Origin of the sequence: Sphingopyxis sp., assembly GCF_016463645.1 — a bacterium.
Lineage (GTDB): Bacteria > Pseudomonadota > Alphaproteobacteria > Sphingomonadales > Sphingomonadaceae > Sphingopyxis.
Genome location: NZ_JAEMQX010000078.1, coordinates 1 through 16,866 on the forward strand (window position 1 = coordinate 1; position 16,866 = coordinate 16,866).

Genomic DNA, 16,866 nt, shown 5'->3' on the forward strand with positions numbered 1-16,866 from the left:
AGCATCGGCGCGTGCGCGCCGCTGATCGTCAGGTGCAGCGTGCCGCCCGCCTTTTGCCCGGCGGGAAAGCGGATCATCGCGGGCTGGGTGACGTCGGCGAGCCGGTCGCCGACGATCTCGCGCCAGCGGCTGACCACCGACGACTGGATGAAGCCGAACTTGCGAAAGGCGGTGCGGCCGATTTCGGGGACGAGGTCGGAAATCGCGCGCGCCTCGCCGCCGCGCGGGCGTTCGTAGGGGCGCGCCGGGGCCTTGGCGGCTTTCGCCGCCGGCCTGGCCTTCCCCGCCTTCGCCTTTCCGTCCTGTCCCGCGTCTTTCGTCATAGCCGGCGCCATGCCATAGGCGGGGGGTGAGCGTCCAGACTTCCGACATGCCAGACAGCCCCGCCGGCGATTTCGCGAACCGCCTGCTCGGCTGGTACGACCGGTCGGCGCGCGTACTGCCGTGGCGGATCGCGCCGGGCAGCAATATGGCGCCCGATCCCTATCGAATCTGGCTCGCCGAAGTCATGCTGCAGCAGACGACGGTCGCGGCGGTCGCGGGCTATTTCGCCCGCTTTACCGGCCGCTGGCCGACGGTCGCCGACTTGGCTGCGGCCGACGACGCCGACGTCATGGCGGCGTGGGCGGGGCTTGGCTATTACGCCCGCGCGCGCAACCTGCTCGCCTGCGCGCGGGCGGTGGTCCGCGACCATGGCGGCGCGTTTCCGGACAGCGAGGCGGGTCTCCGCGCGCTTCCCGGGGTCGGCGACTATACCGCGGCGGCGGTCGCGGCGATCGCCTTCGGTCGCGCGGCGGTGGTCGTCGATGCCAATATCGAGCGCGTGATCGCGCGCCACCGGCTGATCGGGACACCGCTGCCGATGGCGAAGCGCGAGATTCGCGCCGCGCTGGCGCCGCTGGTTCCCGGCGCCCGGCCGGGCGATTTCGCGCAGGCGCTGATGGACCTCGGCGCGACGATCTGCACCCCGCGCTCGCCCGCGTGCGCGATCTGCCCGGTGATGGGCGATTGCCGCGCGCGCGGACGCCCCGATATCGAACGATTGCCCGTCAAGCCGCCGAAAAAGGCGAAGCCGCATCGCTACGGGCTGGCCCACTGGATCGAGCGCGACGGCGCGGTCTGGCTCGTCCGCCGGCCCGACAAGGGCATGCTCGGCGGGATGCGTGCGCTGCCCGGGGGCGACTGGACCGATGCGCCGCCGTCCGAGTCGGGGGTGGTGAGCGTCGATCATGGCTTCACCCATTTCGACCTGACGCTGACGCTGGTGAGACGCAAGGCGCCCCCCGAAGCCCACGATGCCGCAGCGGAAGGCCGGTGGTGGCCGATTGCGGAGCTTGACGCCGCGGGGCTGCCGACGCTCTATCGCAAACTGACCGACAAGATGCTGGAGAGAGACGCATGAACATGATGGTGTCGCGCCGCGCGCTGATGGGCGGGATGGCGCTGGCGGGCGCGGGCGCGCTGCTGCCGCGCGCCGCGCTGGCCTGGAAGGTCGACGGCGGCGCGCTCTACCCGGCGACCGATGCGTTCATAAAGGGCTTCGTCGATCGCCGCGAACTCGCCGGCACGCTCGCCGCGATCGGCAGGGGGCAGGCGGATGCGGCTTTTTTCGGCGCCGGCGTCCAGTCGCTGGACCGCGCGACGCCGGTCGGGCCCGACACGATCTGGCGCCTTTATTCGATGACCAAGCCCGTCACGGGCATCGCGGCGATGCTGCTGATCGAGGACGGCAAGATCGGGCTCGACCAGCCGATCGCCGATTTCCTGCCCGCCTTCGCGAACATGAAGGTGCAGAATGTGCCCGACGGGTCGATCACCGACGTGCGTCCCGCGAAAGGGCCGATCACCGTGCGGCAGCTGATCACGCACACCGCGGGACTCGGCTATGGCATCATCCAGAAGGGGCCGATCCGTGACGCCTATAATCGCGAAGGGATTTTCGGCGGGCAGGTCAGCCGCCTGCCGATTCCGGGGCTTCCGAACACGCCTCCGGCGCCGAGTCTCGCGGCCTTCGCCGACCGGCTGGCGACGCTTCCGCTCGTCTACGAGCCCGGAACGCGCTGGAGCTATTCGGTCGGGCTCGACCTGATGGGCCGGGTGATCGAGGTCGTGTCGGGGCAGGCGTTCGACGCCTTCCTCAAGGCGCGCATCTTCGACCCGCTCGGCATGGCGAGCACGGGCTTTCGCGTCGCGGCGGGCGATGTAGGGCGCTTCACGACCAACTATGCGCCGATGGGGTCCGCGCTCCTGCCCATCGATCCCGCGACGAGTTCGATCTATCTCGACGCGCCGCCGATTCCCTATGGTGGCGGCGGGCTCGTTTCGAGCGCGCGCGATTACGACCGTTTCCTCGCGATGCTGCTCGGCGAAGGGGCGACGGACGGCGTTCGCGTGATGAAGCCCGAAACAGCGCGGCTCGCGATGTCGAACCTCATCGCCGACAGCGTCGAGCGCAAGGGGACGTTCATCGACGGGCAGGGCTTCGGCGCCGGCGGACGCGTGTCGCTGCCGACCTCGCCGGGCGGCGAAGGGATTTTCGGCTGGGCGGGCGCCGCCGGCACGATCGGTTTCGTCCACCGCGGGCTCGGCTATCGCGCCGCGGGCTACACGCAGATCATGCCGTCCGACGCGGTGCCCTTTCAGTCGAAATTCGGCGAGACCTTCTTCACGGACGTCGCGCGCTGATGCCGCTGCCGCTCGGTTTTACGGGCGCGCGGCTCGACCGCGCCGACCAGCTTCGCACCAATGCGGAGGCCTTCGCCGCCGCGACGGCGGATCCGCGGGCGACCTGCCTCGCGCTCGACGGGATCGATTTCGTGCCGGGGCCGAGCGGCGGGCTCGTCTGGGAGCCGCTCGATCCGCGCGACGACCGCGCGCTGATGCTGCTGGGCATCGACGATGCGGGCGCGCCGCGTTTCGTTCGCGAAGCCGCGCCCGGTGCGCGCGTCGATGCGCGTTCGCGCACCGTGATGCGGCTCTTGCCGTTGCTCTCGACCGAGGAGGCGGCGCTCTATGGCGGCGCGCGCAGCCTCGTCGACTGGCATGCGCGGCATCGCTTCTGCGCCGTATGCGGAGCGGCGACCGACCTGTTTCGCGGCGGCTGGGGGAGGCGATGCGGAAGCTGCAATGCCGAGCATTTCCCGCGCGTCGATCCGGTCGTGATCATGCTCGCCGAATATGAAGGGCGCGTGCTCGTCGGGCGGCAGGGCGGTTTTCCGCCGGGCTTCTTCTCGGCGCTCGCGGGCTTCGTCGAACCCGGCGAATCGCTCGAGGAGGCGGTCGCGCGCGAATTGTTCGAGGAAGCCGGCATCCATGTCACCGACGTCTCTTATGTGGCGAGCCAGCCGTGGCCTTTCCCGTCGTCGCTGATGATCGGGTGCCGCGCGGTCGCGAAGGACCCGGCGCTGACGCTCGACACGACCGAGATCGAAGCGGCGATGTGGGTCGATCGCGCCGAGGTTCGCGCCGCGCTCGCGGGCGACATGGGCGCGCCCTTCATGGCGCCGCCGCCGCTCGCGATCGCGCGCTATCTGCTGGAGGATTGGGCGGGTTAGAGCCGCTTGCCGGTGATCCGGCTGATTTCCTTGGCGACCATCGCTTCGACCAGCGCCGGCAGGTTGGCGTCGAGCCATTCCTTGAGCATCGGGCGCAGCGCGTCGAGGACGACCTCTTCCATCGTGCGGCCGGCAACGGCGGGAGCCGCGACCGTGGCAGCGGCAACCGCGGGTGCAACGGCGGCGGTCAGCGCTTCGAGCGACTGGCGGGCGGCGTCGGCGCTCGCTTCGGAGACGAGATCCCCGGCCGGCTTCCGGGCGTCGGCTTCCGCCTTCGCCACGGCGGCATCCTCCTCATCCTGAAGGTCGAGAATATCGTCGGCTTCGGGGACGCGAATCTCGCGTGCCGAACCCGGCGCCTCGTCGCGCGCGATCACGCGCCGAATCGACGACAAGATATCTTCCATCGACGGTTCCCGCGACATATCGCCCATGACCAAACCCCCTAAACCATCGCGATTACCGGATGGTTAACGACTCTCTTACCGATTCGGGGTTCAGTTTGCCAAGTCTTATTGTGGCGACAGCGAGGGCGGGCCGGCGGGAACATCGGCGGTCGCGGCCGGGACGGCGCGCGTGTCGTTCGCAACCCGCTGCGGCGCCGGGTCGTCGGCCCAGTCCCACATCTCGCCCTTCACGCGCCTGTAATTGACTTCGGGATCATAGAGCGCGCCGCCCTCGATGCCGAGGTCGCGCGCTTCGGCCTTGCCCATGGCGGCGAGGACCGAGAAGGCGGCGACATAGGAGTTGCGCTGCGCCGAGACGAGCTGGACCTGCGTGTTCAGATATTCCTGCTCGGCGTTCAATATATCGAGGATCGAGCGGGTGCCGACGCTGTTTTCGGCGCGCACGCCCTCGAGCGAGAGCGCGTTGGCGCTGACCGCCTGCTGCGTCGCGGCGATGATCCGCTCGTTCGCCTGCCACGCGGCATAGGCGCCGCGTGTCTGCGCGATCACGCCGCGCTCGACCTCGACATATTGCTCGATCGCCTGGCTGCTGCGCGATTGCGCCTGACGGACCTGCGCCGAGCGGCGGCCGCCGGTGAAGATCGGCAGCGTGACCTGGACGCCCGCCGCGGCGCTCGACGTTTCCTGGAGCACGCCGACGCCCTCGACGCCGCTGTTCAGCGAGCCGAGATAATTGTTGTAGCCGCCGTTGAGGATCGCCGAGACCTTGGGCGCGCGCGTCGATTTGGCGGCGCCGATGTCGGCCTTCGACGCATTGACCTGCTGATTCGCCGCTTCGATGTCGGGATTGCTGTTGAGCGAGATCGCGACCGCCTCTTCGGCCGTCGCGGGGAGGTTCGGCAGCTGCGGCGGCGCCTGCAGGTCGACCGGGGCGTCGCCGACCAGGCGGATATAGCCCTCGCGGCTCGCGATCAGATTGGCTTCGGCAGTCCGCAGGTCGCCTTCGGCGAGCGCCAGCCGCGCCTCCGACTGGGCGACGTCGGTCCGCGTGAGGTCGCCGATTTCGAACCGGTCGCTCGTCGCCTGCAAATTGGTGCGCAGGACCGACACATTCTTCTGGTTGAGCTGGACGATCGCCTGATCGCGGATGACGTCCATATAGGCGCCGACCACCTGCGAAAACACGCTCGCCTCGGTCGCGCGGAGGTCGGCCTGCCCCGCCTCGACGCGATATTTCGCGGCGCGGACCGCATTGCGCACCGCGCCGCCCTGATAGAGCGGGACGGTCAACTGGCCGCCCGCGCTGAGCGAGCGCGCCGGCGCGTTGAAGCTGTTGCCGGGAACGATGACATTTTCGTCATAGCTCGCCTGCGTGCCGATATCGGGAAGGCCGTAGCTTTTCTGGATCGGCACATTTTCGTCGTTGGCGCGTTGCCCGGCGCGCGCGGCGCTCAACGTCGGATTGTTCTCATAGGCCTTGGCGAGCGCGCCCTGCAGCGTTTCGGCCTGCGCCGCCGCCGGCAGCATCAATGCGCTTGCGGCGAGGCCGGCAAGCCAGCGGGCACGACGAAGAGTCTGTTTCTTGTTGGTATCGATCATCGCGGTGTCAGCCTGAAACAAGGAGGGATACGGCTTTTTAGAACTGGAAGCCTGCCGGTACGGCAAAGCCGGGGAGCGGCGCGACGTCCATGTCTGCAAAGCTGCGCAGCGCGACCGTGCCGCCGACCTTCACCCCCTCGACCAGCCGCGTGACCGTGCCGTCGCGGCGCGCGGCGATCAGGCGGCCGCCCTCCGCGAGCTGCGCGACGAGCGTGTCGGGAAGCGTTTCGATCGCGCCTTCGACGATGATGCGGTCGAACGGCGCGGCATCGGGCGCGCCGGCCGCGAGCGGGCCATCGACCCAGTGGATCTTGTCGCTCGCCGCGGCGGCTTTGGCGGCCGCCATCAGATCGGACTGTTCTTCGACGGCGTGAACCTCGGCGCCGAGCGCGGCGAGAAGCGCCGCGGCGTAGCCGGTCGCGCTGCCGACCAGCAGCACGCGCATGCCGGGACGGATCGCTGCCGCAACGAGCATGCGGCCGGTGACGAGCGGCGCATTGAGCGCGCGGCCCGAACCGAGCGAAATCGCGCGGTCGGTGTAGGCGACGCCCGCGAGCGCGGCGGGCACATGGGCCTCGCGCGGCACGGCGGCCATCGCGCCGACGACGGCAGGGTCGGTAACGTCGTTCGTCCTCAGCTGGCTGTCGATCATGGCAGAGCGCATCTCCGCCGCCGTGATTTCGCTAAACTTCGTCGCCATCAGTTTTTTCCGATTCCCTGGAATTTGAACCTGTGCGGGGCCGCTTTAGCCGAAGCCGTGCTGTATTGCAATGATAATACAGCCATGCCGCCGCGCGTTGCCGCGCATAGCTGGCAACGCGGGTGCCGCCAACCCCGCATCGCCTGCCGGGCAGCGCGTCTCCGGCGAATCCTTGACAAGGCGGCGAAACCCCCTCACTAGCGGCGCCGTCCAACCCCGGCCCGTCCAGCATCGACGCGGCTAATCGGCATGAGGCCCGATGGCGGAGTGGTGACGCAGCGGACTGCAAATCCGTATACGCCGGTTCGATTCCGGCTCGGGCCTCCATCAATTTTACCAAAAAACGGCGACGCGGATGCCCCTTGCATCGCGCCACCCTTACGCGGGTTTCATACGCAAATCCGGGGGCTTCGCCGTTGCGCGGGACAATGACAAAGGGCTGCCCCTTTCGGAGCAGCCCTTCCATTGTCGTGCCTGTCGCGGACAGCCTAGAGCCGGACCCCCGCGAGGAAGGTCGTGCTCGGTTCTGCCGCATGCGGCGTGTGACAATGAGACATTCGACCACCTCCTTTCGCTTGTTGACGATGACCTCAATGTAGATTTTCCGGCCCGACGTTCAAGCGGCGACTTGTTTGCGCCGGACGATCGTCTGCGCGTTGGTATATTCGAGCAGGCCGTCGAGCCCGCCCTCGACGCCGACACCCGACTGCTTCATCCCGCCGAATGCCGCGGTCGGCGACAGGTGCTGGGTTTCGTTGACCCAGACCGTTCCGCTCGCGATGCGCCGGGCGATCTCGAAGGCCTTGTCCTCGTCCGTGCCCCAGACCGAGCCGCCGAGGCCATAGTCGGTCGCGTTGGCGCGCGCGACGACATCGTCATAGTCGTCGAACCGGATGAGCGGCAGCACGGGGCCGAACTGCTCCTCCTGCACGATGCGGCTGTCCTCGGGCGGATTGTCGAGGATGGTGACGGGGATGAAATAGCCCGGCACCTCCGCCGCCTCACCCCCGACGAGGAACTTGTAGCCCCTGTCTTTCGCATCCTGGATCAGGTCGAGCACGCGGCGGTATTGCGCCTCGTTGTTGATCGGGCCGATCTGCGTGCCCTGTTCGGACCCGTCGCCGACCTTGACCGTCTTAGCATAGGCGACGAGCGCTTCCTTCAGCGGCTCGTAGATGTCCTCGTGGACGTACATGCGCTTGGTCGCGATGCAGATCTGACCGTTGTTGCGGAAGGCGGCCCAGAACAGCTCCCCGGCGACCTTTTCGACGTCGACGTCGGGCATGACGATCGCGGCGTCGTTGCCGCCGAGTTCGAGCGTGACGCGCTTCAGGGTGGGGGCCGCCGATTCCATCACGCGGCGTCCGGTCGCGGTCGATCCGGTGAAGCTGATCTTGTCGAAGCCCTTATGGCTCGTCATCCACGGGCCGAGCGCGTCGCCGCCCGAAACGATGTTGAGAACGCCGGGCGGGAGCATGTCCTTGACCAGCTCGCCGAATTTCAGGGTCGTGAGCGGCGTGAAGGGCGAGGGTTTGAGCACCATGGAGTTCCCGGCAAGCAACGCGGGTCCGACCTTGAACATTGCGAGCAGCAGCGGGAAATTCCATGGCGCGATCGCGCCGACGACGCCGAGCGGGACGTGGCGCGTCTCGCTGTACCGTTCGGCGCTGTCCTCGTTGACCGTCACCGGCAGGTTGAGCGACGCGGCGCCCGTCAGCCAGTAGCCGGCGCCCATGACCTCGCCCTCGGCCTCGGCATGCGGCTTGCCCTGTTCGGCGGTGAGCAGGCGCTTGAAGGCATCGGCGTTGGCCATGATCGCCTGGCCCATTGCGGTCAGCGCCGCCTTGCGCTCGGCGATCGGGGTGGCGGCCCAGCCGGGGAAAGCGGCACGCGCGGCGGCGATGGCGCGGTCGAGATCGGCCTGCGTCGCATCGGGGGCGCTGCCGATGACCTGCTCGGTCGCGGGGTTGAGTATGTCGAAGCGGGCGCTGCCGCCTTCGAGCTTGCCGCCGATCAGCATCGCATAGTCGCGGTCGAAATCCATCGTCTCTCTCCAGCCTTGTCGGTATTTTCAGGGTATCAGTACGACCTTGATGCACTCGCCGCGCGCCTGCGCGGCGAGCGCCGCGTTGATCTCGGCGAGCGGGAAGGTCCTGATCAGCCTGTCGAACGGAAAGCGCCCCGCGGCATGATGCGCGATCAGTTCGGGGATGAAGGTCTGCGGATCGCTGTCGCCCTCGATGATACCGATGATGCGGTGGCCGGGGGTCATCAGCGCGGCGATATTGACGCTGATCGCGGCGTCGGGTTTCGCGGGTACGCCGACGAGCCCGATCGCGCCATGGCTGCCGAGCGCGGCAAGCCCCGCTTCGATCACCGGGACGACGCCGCTGGTGTCGAAGGCGAAGTCGAGGCCGGCAGGGACGATCGCGCGCAGGGCTTCGGCAAGGTTGCCGGCCTCTGCCGGATCGATGACATGCGTTGCGCCAAGGTCCTTCGCGATATCGCGGCGTGCGGCGACCGGCTCGACGAGGATGATCGTCGCGCAGCCCCGGATCACCGCGCCCATCACCGCGGCGAGACCCACCGGACCGCCGCCGAAGATCGCGATGCTCGACCCCGCCGGACAGGCGAGCGAATTCATCACCCCGCCCGCGCCGGTCTGGAAGCCGCAGCCGAGCGGGCCGAGCAGTTCGAGCGCGACCTTCGACGTGTCGACCTTCACCACGTTGCGTGCGCGGGTGACGGTGAGCGCCGAGAAGGAAGACTGGCCGAAGAAGTGCGAGGTCACGCGTTCGCCGTCCTTGGTATAGGCGGTCGAGCCGTCGTCGAGCCGCATCCCGGCATAGTTCAGCGGCACGAAGCTCTGGCAATAGCTCGGCAGATGCTCGTCGCAGCGCGGGCATGCACCGCAGCTCGAAAAGCCGACGACCACTTCGTCGCCGACGGCGAGCCCGTCGACGCCCTCGCCGATCGCCTCGATCACGCCCGCGCCCTCATGGCCGAGCACGCCGGGCAGCGCGAAGGGTGCGAACTGGTCGCGGAAAATGAGGTCGGTGTGGCAAAGCCCGACACCGGCGATCCGCACGCGCACCTCGCCCGCGCGCGGCGCTTCGACCGCGATCGTCTCGATCGTGAAATCGCCGCCGGGCTGGCGCACCACGGCCGCCTTCGCTTCGGTCATTGTATTCTCCGTTCAGTGCAGCCCGCGCCGTTCCTGCTGGCGGTAATCGCTCGGCGCCATGCCGAACCAGGCGCGGAAGGCGCGGCTGAAATGGCTCTGGCTGGTGAAGCCCGTCGCCTCGGACAGGGCGGCGAGACTGAGGTCGGTCTGGACGAGCATCTGCTGCGCGCGGTCGAGCCGCGCCTTCATCACATATTGGTGCGGCGAGATGCCCGTCGCCTTCTTGAACAGGCGGCAGAAATGCGACGGCGTGACCCCGGCGACCGATGCCATCGCCTCGAGGCTATGTTCCTCGGCGGGATTGGCGAGCACGGCGTTCATGATCTTGTGGAGGCGGTAGGCAGAGAAGTCCGAGACAGGAATCTCGGTCGGATTGCCGTGTGCGGGCGGGCCCGAGAGGATATGCGCCTTCAGCGCATTGACCATCGCCGCGACATAGGCGGTGCGCTCCTCGGCCTGCGGCGCATAAAGTTCGGACAGGATCTGGCGCGTCAATGCGACGCCGAGCGGATCGGCGAAAGCGAAGCGCATCTTGCTGAACTGCTCGGCGTGCGGCTGGCCCGCGAGCACGTCCGACGACATCGACAAGGTGACGACATCGAGTTCGCCGTCGACGAGCCAGCCGGTCGGCATGCCGGCAGGGACGATCGTCGCGCAGCCGGGGATCGAGCTGGTCTCGGTCCAGCCGTCGCGGTCCCAGGTCTTCACTTGCGGCTTGCCCGCGACATGGACGGTGAAGATCGGCTGCGGCAGCGCGGGGAGGGTGTAGCTGCCGACGAACTGGCGCCAGCGGCAGAGCGACCAGCCGTCGCCGAACGACCCCATCTCGACGTCGGGCGCACGGCCGAGGACGTCGCAGATGATCTCCTTGTTATCCCAGACGCTGTCCTGTTTCACGCTGTCAGCCTGACATCGAGCCGCTTGAAGCCGTTGATGAAGTTCGACCGCACGCGGACCGGCTCTCCCATGATTTCGATGCGCCGAACATGACGCGCCATCTCGGTAAAGGCGAGTCGCAATTGCATTTCGGCGAGGCGCGAGCCGACGCAGACGTGCGTGCCCGCGCCGAAGGCGAGATGCTGGCGGATCGGGCGCGCGATGTCGAAGGCGTCGGGATCGGCAAAGACCGACGGATCGCGATTGCCCGCGGGGTAGAAGACGACGACCTTGTCGCCCTTGCGGATCGTCTGGCCGCCGAGCTCGGTATCGCGCGTCGCGGTGCGGCGCATATGGATCACGGGGCTGGCATAGCGGACCATCTCCTTCACCGCATTCGGCAGCAGCCCGGGGTCGGCGCGGATGGCGTCCCATTGATCGGGGTTGTTCGCGAAGGCGATCAGGCTGTGGTTGATCGAATTGCGCGTCGTCTCGTTGCCGCCGACGAGCGCGAGGATCAGGTTGCCGATGAAGTCGCCAAGCGGCACCGGCTGGCCGTGGATTTCGGTGTTCGCGAGCAAGGACGCGATATCGGGGCCGGGGTTGGCGCGGCGTTCGTCGAACAGCGCCGAAGCAAAGCCGACGAATTCGCCCATCACCGCCTGCATCGCTTGCGGCGACTGGCGGAAATCGGGATCGTCCTCGCCGACGAAGGCGTCGGTCCAGCGGTGAAGGTCGTGCCACATCTCGGCCGGCACGCCGAGCAACTCGGCAAGCGTCAGCAAGGGCAGCTGCACGGTGAGGAGCGGGAGGATATTGACCGTCTCGTTCAGCGGCACGTCGGCGAACAGCCGCCCGACACGTTCGGCGATGCGCGCCTCGATCCCGTCGAGCCGCGCCGGCGACAGCGCGGGCATCACGAACTTGCGATACCGGGTGTGCGTGGGCGGGTCGCGCGAGATGAAGGGGATGCCGATCGCCGCATCCCCCGCGCCGGTCAGCCCGACCTCATTCTCGTTGAAGATGCGGTGTCCGCCATTCTCGTGCGCCGAGGAAAAGAGATCGGCCTGCCGAGATACGCTGACGATGTCGTCGAACCCCAGCACCGCCCAGAATCCTGCGCCATCGCTCTCGGGGTTCCAGTGGACCGAACCCGCCGCGCGCAGCGCTGCGAGTTCGGCATAGGGCATGCCGCCGACGTAAAGATCCGGGTCCTTGAGGTCGGTCATCGTCAGAAGCTGTAGCGCAGGCTGACGCCGTAGGTGCGCGGCGCGGCGGGCACGAGGAAGTTGTACGGGAAGCCCGCACCGCGCAGATCGAGGCCATAGCCATAGGTCTTGCGCTCGAAGATGTTGTTGGCGAAGGCGCGCACGGTCAGCGCGTCGTTCGACCAGCTGAGCGAGGCATTGACCTTGGCGTTCGCGCCCTGCTGCAGTTCGCTGTTGATCTGCGGCGTGCCGGGCGCGTCGATGTCATTGAACGGCGAGAAATATTGGCGGCTCGAATAGGCCATGTTGGGCGCAAAGGTGATCGTGCCGCCCGCGACGTCCGCGACGTCCCATTCGAAACCGAGTTGCGCGGTGAGTTTCGGCGCGAAGGGCAGCGAATTGCCGGAGAGATCGGCGCCCTGCAGTGTCAGCTCCTTGTATTTCGAGTGCAGCCAGCCGAGCGAGGCGTCGATGCGGAAGCCGTCGGTGGGCCGCAGCGTCGTTTCGATCTCGAGACCATAGACTTCGGACGAGGGCGCGTTGACGAGGAAGGAGACGGGCCCGGCACGGGTATCCTGAAGCTGCTGGTTCGAATAATCGTAGTAGAAGGCCGAGGCGGCATAGGTCAGCAGGCGCCCGCCCGCGCGGCCCTTGATGCCGATTTCATAGGCGTTGACGCGTTCGGGCTCGATATAGCCGATGCCGCTCGACGAGGTGTAGCCGCCGCCGTTGACCGCCCCCGCGCGGTAGCCGCGGTTGTAGCTCGCATAGACGAGCGGGCCGTCGTCAAAGGTGTAGCTCAAGGCCACGCGGCCGGTGAGCGCATTGTTCGTGTCGGCGAGCGCGAAGCGCGCGGCGGGATCATAGGGGCAGGTGCCCGCGACCCCGGCGCAGGGCACCGTCGTCGCGAGCGGGGTCTGCGGATCGTCGACGCCGCCGACAAAGAGATACGCGAAGGCGTCGTCGTAGCGCGACTTGTCCCTGGTGTAGCGCGCGCCGAGCGTGAGCACGAGCCGGTCGGCAAGGTCGATATCGGCCTGCCCGAACACGGCGTAGCTTTTGCGCACCTGCCGGTAATGCTGGAAGAAGCCGCCCGCGGGCGGCAGCGGCAGGTTGAACGTGTTGTCGGTGATATTGCGGTCCCAGCCATAGAAGAGCCCGCCGACGAAATTGATCCCGTCGCCCTCGTAATTGGCGCGCAGTTCCTGGCTGAACTGGCGGTATTTCGAGCGCCAGTTGATATCGAGCAGGTCGATCGGGGCGCCGTCGGCCGCCTGCTGCAGATCCTGCTTGCCGCCGTCGTAGCTGGTGATCGAGGTCAGGCTGAGCGTGTCGGTCAGTTCGAGTGCGATATTCGCCGAAAAGCCCCACGCGTCGGTGCGGTTCTTGCCGATCCGGTTCTCGTTCGTCTCGAAGAAGCCGAGCCCGGTGCGGAAATCGGCGAGACCGTGCACCGCCGCCTGCGTCCCGCGATCGCGCCCGGCATAGGCGCGCAGCACGATATCGAGCGTCTCGACCGGCTTGACGCGCAGCGAGGCGCGGCCCTGCAGCGTGTCGACCGACGCGGCATCGCGCCCGCCCGGAAAGACATCCCTTATCTGCCCGTCGCCCTTGGCATAATTCACCGCGAGGCGAAGCCCTGCGACGTCTTCGGCGAGGGTCGCCTCGGCGGCGCCCTGCGCGGTGAAGGTGTCGAAATTGGCGTAGCCGACCTGCAGATAACCGTTCGTTCCCGACAGATCGGGCTTCTTCGTGATGAAGTTGATCGCGCCGCCGGTGGTGTTGCGCCCGAACAAGGTTCCCTGCGGCCCGCGCAGCACCTCGATGCGGTCGAGGTCGAAAAGTCCCATGCCGTGGCTGGTGCGCGGCGCGAGATAGACGTCGTCGAGATAGACGCCGACCGGCGAGGCCTGGTTGCTGTTATATTCGTTCGCGACCCCGATACCGCGCAGCGAGAAGTTCGGCTGCGTATTGCCATAGGGGCTGTTGATCTGGAGATTGGGAACAGCGTCGCCGAGCTGCGCCGAATTGGTGATGCCGCGATCGGCGAGCGTATCGCCGCCGAGCGCGGTGACCGCCAGCGGGACATCGAGCAGCGATTGTTCGCGGCGCTGCGCGGTGACGACGATATCGCCGTCGCTCGCGCCGATGTCGGCCGGGGGCGGTGCGTCCTGCGCCATCGCCAAGGTCGAGGCCGAAACGGCGAGCGCAGCCAGCGTGGCGCGCACAAAGGGCAAAGCTGCCATAGTCCTTCTCCCAAAAACCGGGGCTTCTGCGAGCCCTGTCGAGGATGAAGGCTAGGGCGGCGGGCGCGTCATGGCTTTAGCGCGCCTTGCAACGAGTTTTGACATTTCTTGCGCGGAAAAAGCGGCCTGTCGTTTTGGCGAAACCCGCAATAGAGATGGTCGCTTCACCGGCAGAGGGAATCGTTATGGCTCACGGAATCGCGCGCATCGGCAAGGATCATTATCGCACCGGGATCAATGTAAGCGGCCATGACCTGATCGGCGACGAAGGGCCGGGGCTCGGCGGAAAGAATGCGGGACCCGCACCCTATGACTTCCTGCTGGCGGGGCTTGGCGCCTGTACCGCCATCACGCTGCGCATGTACGCCGACCGCAAGGGCTGGCCGCTCGAATCGGTCGAGGTCGGCTTGCGATTGCTGAACAGGGACGGCCTCAGGATCGATCGCGTGCTGACGATCGCGGGACTGGACGACGAGCAGATGGCGCGGCTCGCCGATATCGCCGAGCGGACGCCGGTGACGCTGACGCTGAAGGGCGGCTTGCCGATCGACACGCGGCTCGCCTGACCGGAGCGCCACTGGACAAGTTGCGATCCACCACTTATATACCAGCCGTTATGGAAATCGAAACCGTCCCTGCTTCCGCTCCGCACAAGGGTCGCCCGCGCGAATTCTGCGTCGATGCGGCGCTGGCGTCGGCGCTGCGCGTCTTCTGGTCGAAGGGTTATGAGGGCGCGTCGATGGCCGACCTGACCGAGGCGATGGGGATCACCAAGCCGAGCTTGTACGCGGCCTTCGGCAACAAGGAAGCGCTCTTCAACAAGGCGCTCGACCTCTATGAGCGCGAGAAGCTCGATTATATGCACGCGGCGCTCGATGCGCCGACCGCGCGCGGGGTTGCCGAGCGGCTGATGTACGGCGCGCTCGACATGTACACCTGTCCCGAAAATCCCAACGGCTGCCTCGGCGTGATCACCTCGGTCGCATGCGGCGCCGAAGCCGAATGTATCCGCGGGGCCGTTCTCGAGCGCGGCGCGGTCGCGAAACGCGCGATGCTCGAACGCTTCGCGCGCGCGAAGGAGGAGGGCGATTTCCCGCCCGACACCGACGCCGAAGGCCTCGCGGCCTTTCTGACCGCGGTCAATCAGGGCATGTCGGTGCAGGCGGGCGCGGGTGCGACACGCGCAGAGCTCGAACGGCTTGTCGAAACCAGCCTGAAGTTGTGGCCGGGGCGTTAAAGCTGCGCATTTCCGGCCGAAAAACCGGCACCCACTTTTTCTGTAAATGCGCTGATAGAATTATTTTACTGACCGGTACAATATGGCCTTGACGCAGCGCAGCAAGACTTATATACCACCTAGTATACAAAGATAGGGCTCTCCCCCCGGGCCGGCCGCCGCAGGACATGATCGTGTGGCGGCCGGATCCATCATCACCGAATAGCATCCCGGGAACGCGTCCTGTTCCGGTCGGGCGTCCGATGGCGTTCGTCCGCAAGGCTTAACAGGGACCCCGCGCGCGCAGACGATGCGTGGCGCGGGACAGGGTGGCCGTCCTCTCCGAAGAGGGCCCTCTGGCACCAAGGACCATCATGACACCGGCCGGAAGCACGCGCTTCCGGCGCCGGGTTTCTGCGCCCCTCTCCCGCTCGCGGGGCGCAAGCGACCGAAGCGAACAAAAGAAGAGGGCATATCCATGACCGTCCACACTCCGATCGAAAAGCTCGACCCCGCCGACGCGAAGGTCCGCCGCGAACTCAGGACCTTGCTGCATCCCGCGCGCGGCCGCCGCGTCGCGTGGATCGGCGCATTCCTCATCCTCGTCATCGGCGCCTGGTGGCTGCTCCGCGATGGCGCGCCGCCGGCCGCCGCTGCGCCCGCGCCCGTGCTCACCGTCGCGGCGCCGATCGCGCGCGATGTGACGCTATGGGACGAATATATCGGCCGCTTCGAGGCATCGAAGGCGGTCGAGGTGCGCCCGCGCGTTTCGGGTGCGATCACCGGCATCCACTTCACCGACGGCCAGATCGTCCGTCAGGGCCAGCCGCTCTTCACCATCGACCCGCGTCCCTATCGTGCCGCGCTCGCCGAAGCGCGCGCATCGGCGGCGAGCGCGCGCAGCGACCTTGCGCTGGCAAGGCTCGAACTCGACCGCGCCGGCCGTCTCGTCGATATCGAGGCGGTGTCGCAGAGCGAGATCGACCGGCTGCGTGCCCGCGTCAACGCGGCCAACGCGGCGCTCGCCGGCGCCGACGCCCGCATCGCGGCGCGCGCGCTCGACGTCGAATTCACCACCGTCCGCGCGCCGCTGAGCGGCCGCATCTCGGACCGCCAGATCGACGCGGGCAACCTTGTGTCGGCGGGCGACGCCGGCGGCACGCTGCTCACGACGATCAACGCGCTCGACCCCGTCTATTTCACCTTCCAGGGTTCGGAGGCGCTGTTCCTCAAGACCAAGCGCGAGGGCGGCGACAAGGGAGCGGCGGTCGAAGTCCGCCTGCAGGATGAAGGCGACTATCGCTGGAAGGGCCGGCTCGACTTCACCGACAACGGCCTCGATCCGCGCTCGGGCACGATCCGCGCCCGCGCCAGCTTCGCCAACCCCGAAATGTTCCTGACCCCCGGGATGTTCGGCAACATGCGCCTGTCGACGGGCCAGACGGCGCGCGCGCTGCTGGTTCCCGCCGCCGCGGTGCAGACCGACCAGGCGCGCAAGATCGTCTATGTCGTCGGCAAGGATGGCATGGTCGCGGCGAAGCCGGTCGAGATCGGTCCCGACGTCGATGGCCTGCGCGTCATCCGGTCGGGCCTGACCCCGACCGACCGCGTTGTCATCAACGGTTACCAGTTCGCCCGCCCCGGCACCAAGGCGGTGACCAAGGCCGGCAAGATCGTTGCTGCGGCACCGAAAGCGGCTGCGGCCGCAATGACCGAACCGGTGTCGGCGCAGGCGACATTCGCAAAATGAGTTGAGTTAGTCCCTCCCCGCCGCGGGAGGGACCGGGGTGGGGTTTCGCGACCTCCCGTCAAGCCCGATGGCCCCACCCCATTTCGTCCCGGATTCGGTCCGGGGTCCGTTGCCCCTCCCTTCAAG

At 67.6% G+C, this 16,866-nt stretch carries 15 protein-coding genes and 1 tRNA gene; 7 read left to right on the plus strand and 9 right to left on the minus strand.

Annotated elements, in window-relative coordinates:
- The coding region (locus JHC57_RS15015) for a DciA family protein (protein ID WP_294030947.1) at positions 1-323 on the minus strand (323 nt) is incomplete at its 3' end.
- A 47-nt stretch (positions 324-370) separates the two neighbouring features.
- Between JHC57_RS15015 and JHC57_RS15020 the strand changes: the two genes are divergently transcribed.
- Genes JHC57_RS15020 through nudC form a run of 3 tightly spaced genes read left to right on the plus strand, consistent with a single transcriptional unit; the run spans position 371 to position 3,554 of the window.
- Entirely contained in the window at positions 371-1,402 is a 1,032-nt protein-coding gene (locus tag JHC57_RS15020; protein WP_294030948.1) for an A/G-specific adenine glycosylase, read from the plus strand.
- Complete coding sequence (locus tag JHC57_RS15025) at positions 1,399-2,685, plus strand: serine hydrolase (protein ID WP_294030950.1); 1,287 nt, start codon at positions 1,399-1,401, stop codon at positions 2,683-2,685. Before JHC57_RS15020 ends, JHC57_RS15025 begins: the two co-directional genes overlap by 4 nt.
- Positions 2,685-3,554 (plus strand): NAD(+) diphosphatase, encoded by an 870-nt coding sequence (gene nudC, locus JHC57_RS15030; protein WP_294030951.1) that lies wholly within the window; start codon positions 2,685-2,687, stop codon positions 3,552-3,554. Before JHC57_RS15025 ends, nudC begins: the two co-directional genes overlap by 1 nt.
- On the opposite strand, the gene JHC57_RS15035 is transcribed toward nudC, so the two are convergent.
- The 3 genes from JHC57_RS15035 to JHC57_RS15045 form a co-directional block, all read right to left on the minus strand.
- Positions 3,551-3,988, minus strand: a complete 438-nt coding sequence (locus JHC57_RS15035; RefSeq protein ID WP_294030952.1) for a DUF2497 domain-containing protein — start codon at positions 3,986-3,988, stop codon at positions 3,551-3,553. The genes nudC and JHC57_RS15035 overlap by 4 nt on opposite strands.
- Positions 3,989-4,066: 78 nt before the next feature.
- On the minus strand, positions 4,067-5,560 hold the full coding sequence (locus JHC57_RS15040) for a TolC family outer membrane protein (protein WP_294030953.1): 1,494 nt from the start codon (positions 5,558-5,560) through the stop codon (positions 4,067-4,069).
- A 37-nt stretch (positions 5,561-5,597) separates the two neighbouring features.
- Positions 5,598-6,260, minus strand: coding sequence for a protein-L-isoaspartate O-methyltransferase (locus JHC57_RS15045; RefSeq protein WP_294030954.1), 663 nt, complete (start codon positions 6,258-6,260; stop codon positions 5,598-5,600).
- A 253-nt stretch (positions 6,261-6,513) separates the two neighbouring features.
- Between JHC57_RS15045 and JHC57_RS15050 the strand changes: the two genes are divergently transcribed.
- Positions 6,514-6,587 (plus strand) — tRNA-Cys (locus JHC57_RS15050).
- A gap of 289 nt (positions 6,588-6,876) precedes the next feature.
- On the opposite strand, the gene JHC57_RS15055 is transcribed toward JHC57_RS15050, so the two are convergent.
- The 5 genes from JHC57_RS15055 to JHC57_RS15075 are packed head-to-tail and all read right to left on the minus strand — an operon-like array spanning position 6,877 to position 13,774.
- Positions 6,877-8,304 (minus strand): aldehyde dehydrogenase family protein, encoded by a 1,428-nt coding sequence (locus JHC57_RS15055; protein WP_294030956.1) that lies wholly within the window; start codon positions 8,302-8,304, stop codon positions 6,877-6,879.
- Between the two features lie 27 nt (positions 8,305-8,331).
- Entirely contained in the window at positions 8,332-9,444 is a 1,113-nt protein-coding gene (locus JHC57_RS15060) for an NAD(P)-dependent alcohol dehydrogenase (protein ID WP_294030958.1), read from the minus strand.
- 12 nt (positions 9,445-9,456) lie between these two features.
- Positions 9,457-10,341 (minus strand): AraC family transcriptional regulator, encoded by an 885-nt coding sequence (locus tag JHC57_RS15065; protein ID WP_294030959.1) that lies wholly within the window; start codon positions 10,339-10,341, stop codon positions 9,457-9,459.
- Positions 10,338-11,549, minus strand: a complete 1,212-nt coding sequence (locus JHC57_RS15070) for a cytochrome P450 (protein WP_294030960.1) — start codon at positions 11,547-11,549, stop codon at positions 10,338-10,340. Before JHC57_RS15070 ends, JHC57_RS15065 begins: the two co-directional genes overlap by 4 nt.
- A 2-nt stretch (positions 11,550-11,551) precedes the next feature.
- On the minus strand, positions 11,552-13,774 hold the full coding sequence (locus tag JHC57_RS15075) for a TonB-dependent receptor (RefSeq protein WP_294030962.1): 2,223 nt from the start codon (positions 13,772-13,774) through the stop codon (positions 11,552-11,554).
- 185 nt (positions 13,775-13,959) lie between these two features.
- Here JHC57_RS15075 and JHC57_RS15080 point away from each other — a divergent pair, with 185 nt between their 5' ends.
- From JHC57_RS15080 to JHC57_RS15090, 3 genes are all read left to right on the plus strand, one after another.
- Positions 13,960-14,340, plus strand: a complete 381-nt coding sequence (locus JHC57_RS15080; protein WP_294030963.1) for an OsmC family protein — start codon at positions 13,960-13,962, stop codon at positions 14,338-14,340.
- Between the two features lie 50 nt (positions 14,341-14,390).
- Positions 14,391-15,011: a TetR/AcrR family transcriptional regulator gene (locus JHC57_RS15085; RefSeq protein WP_294030964.1), complete on the plus strand. Its 621-nt coding sequence runs from the start codon at positions 14,391-14,393 to the stop codon at positions 15,009-15,011.
- A gap of 457 nt (positions 15,012-15,468) precedes the next feature.
- Complete coding sequence (locus JHC57_RS15090) at positions 15,469-16,740, plus strand: efflux RND transporter periplasmic adaptor subunit (protein WP_294030965.1); 1,272 nt, start codon at positions 15,469-15,471, stop codon at positions 16,738-16,740.
- Positions 16,741-16,866: the final 126 nt, after the last annotated feature.

Excerpts from the sequence above, each read along its gene's own strand:
- JHC57_RS15020 (WP_294030948.1), top strand. The coding sequence starts at position 371 with ATGCCAGACAGCCCCGCCGGCGATTTCGCGAACCGCCTGCTCGGCTGG.
- JHC57_RS15025 (WP_294030950.1), top strand. The coding sequence starts at position 1,399 with ATGAACATGATGGTGTCGCGCCGCGCGCTGATGGGCGGGATGGCGCTG.
- nudC (WP_294030951.1), top strand. The coding sequence starts at position 2,685 with ATGCCGCTGCCGCTCGGTTTTACGGGCGCGCGGCTCGACCGCGCCGAC.
- JHC57_RS15035 (WP_294030952.1), bottom strand. The coding sequence starts at position 3,988 with ATGGGCGATATGTCGCGGGAACCGTCGATGGAAGATATCTTGTCGTCG.
- JHC57_RS15040 (WP_294030953.1), bottom strand. The coding sequence starts at position 5,560 with ATGATCGATACCAACAAGAAACAGACTCTTCGTCGTGCCCGCTGGCTT.
- JHC57_RS15045 (WP_294030954.1), bottom strand. The coding sequence starts at position 6,260 with ATGGCGACGAAGTTTAGCGAAATCACGGCGGCGGAGATGCGCTCTGCC.
- JHC57_RS15055 (WP_294030956.1), bottom strand. The coding sequence starts at position 8,304 with ATGGATTTCGACCGCGACTATGCGATGCTGATCGGCGGCAAGCTCGAA.
- JHC57_RS15060 (WP_294030958.1), bottom strand. The coding sequence starts at position 9,444 with ATGACCGAAGCGAAGGCGGCCGTGGTGCGCCAGCCCGGCGGCGATTTC.
- JHC57_RS15070 (WP_294030960.1), bottom strand. The coding sequence starts at position 11,549 with ATGACCGACCTCAAGGACCCGGATCTTTACGTCGGCGGCATGCCCTAT.
- JHC57_RS15075 (WP_294030962.1), bottom strand. The coding sequence starts at position 13,774 with ATGGCAGCTTTGCCCTTTGTGCGCGCCACGCTGGCTGCGCTCGCCGTT.
- JHC57_RS15080 (WP_294030963.1), top strand. The coding sequence starts at position 13,960 with ATGGCTCACGGAATCGCGCGCATCGGCAAGGATCATTATCGCACCGGG.
- JHC57_RS15085 (WP_294030964.1), top strand. The coding sequence starts at position 14,391 with ATGGAAATCGAAACCGTCCCTGCTTCCGCTCCGCACAAGGGTCGCCCG.
- JHC57_RS15090 (WP_294030965.1), top strand. The coding sequence starts at position 15,469 with ATGACCGTCCACACTCCGATCGAAAAGCTCGACCCCGCCGACGCGAAG.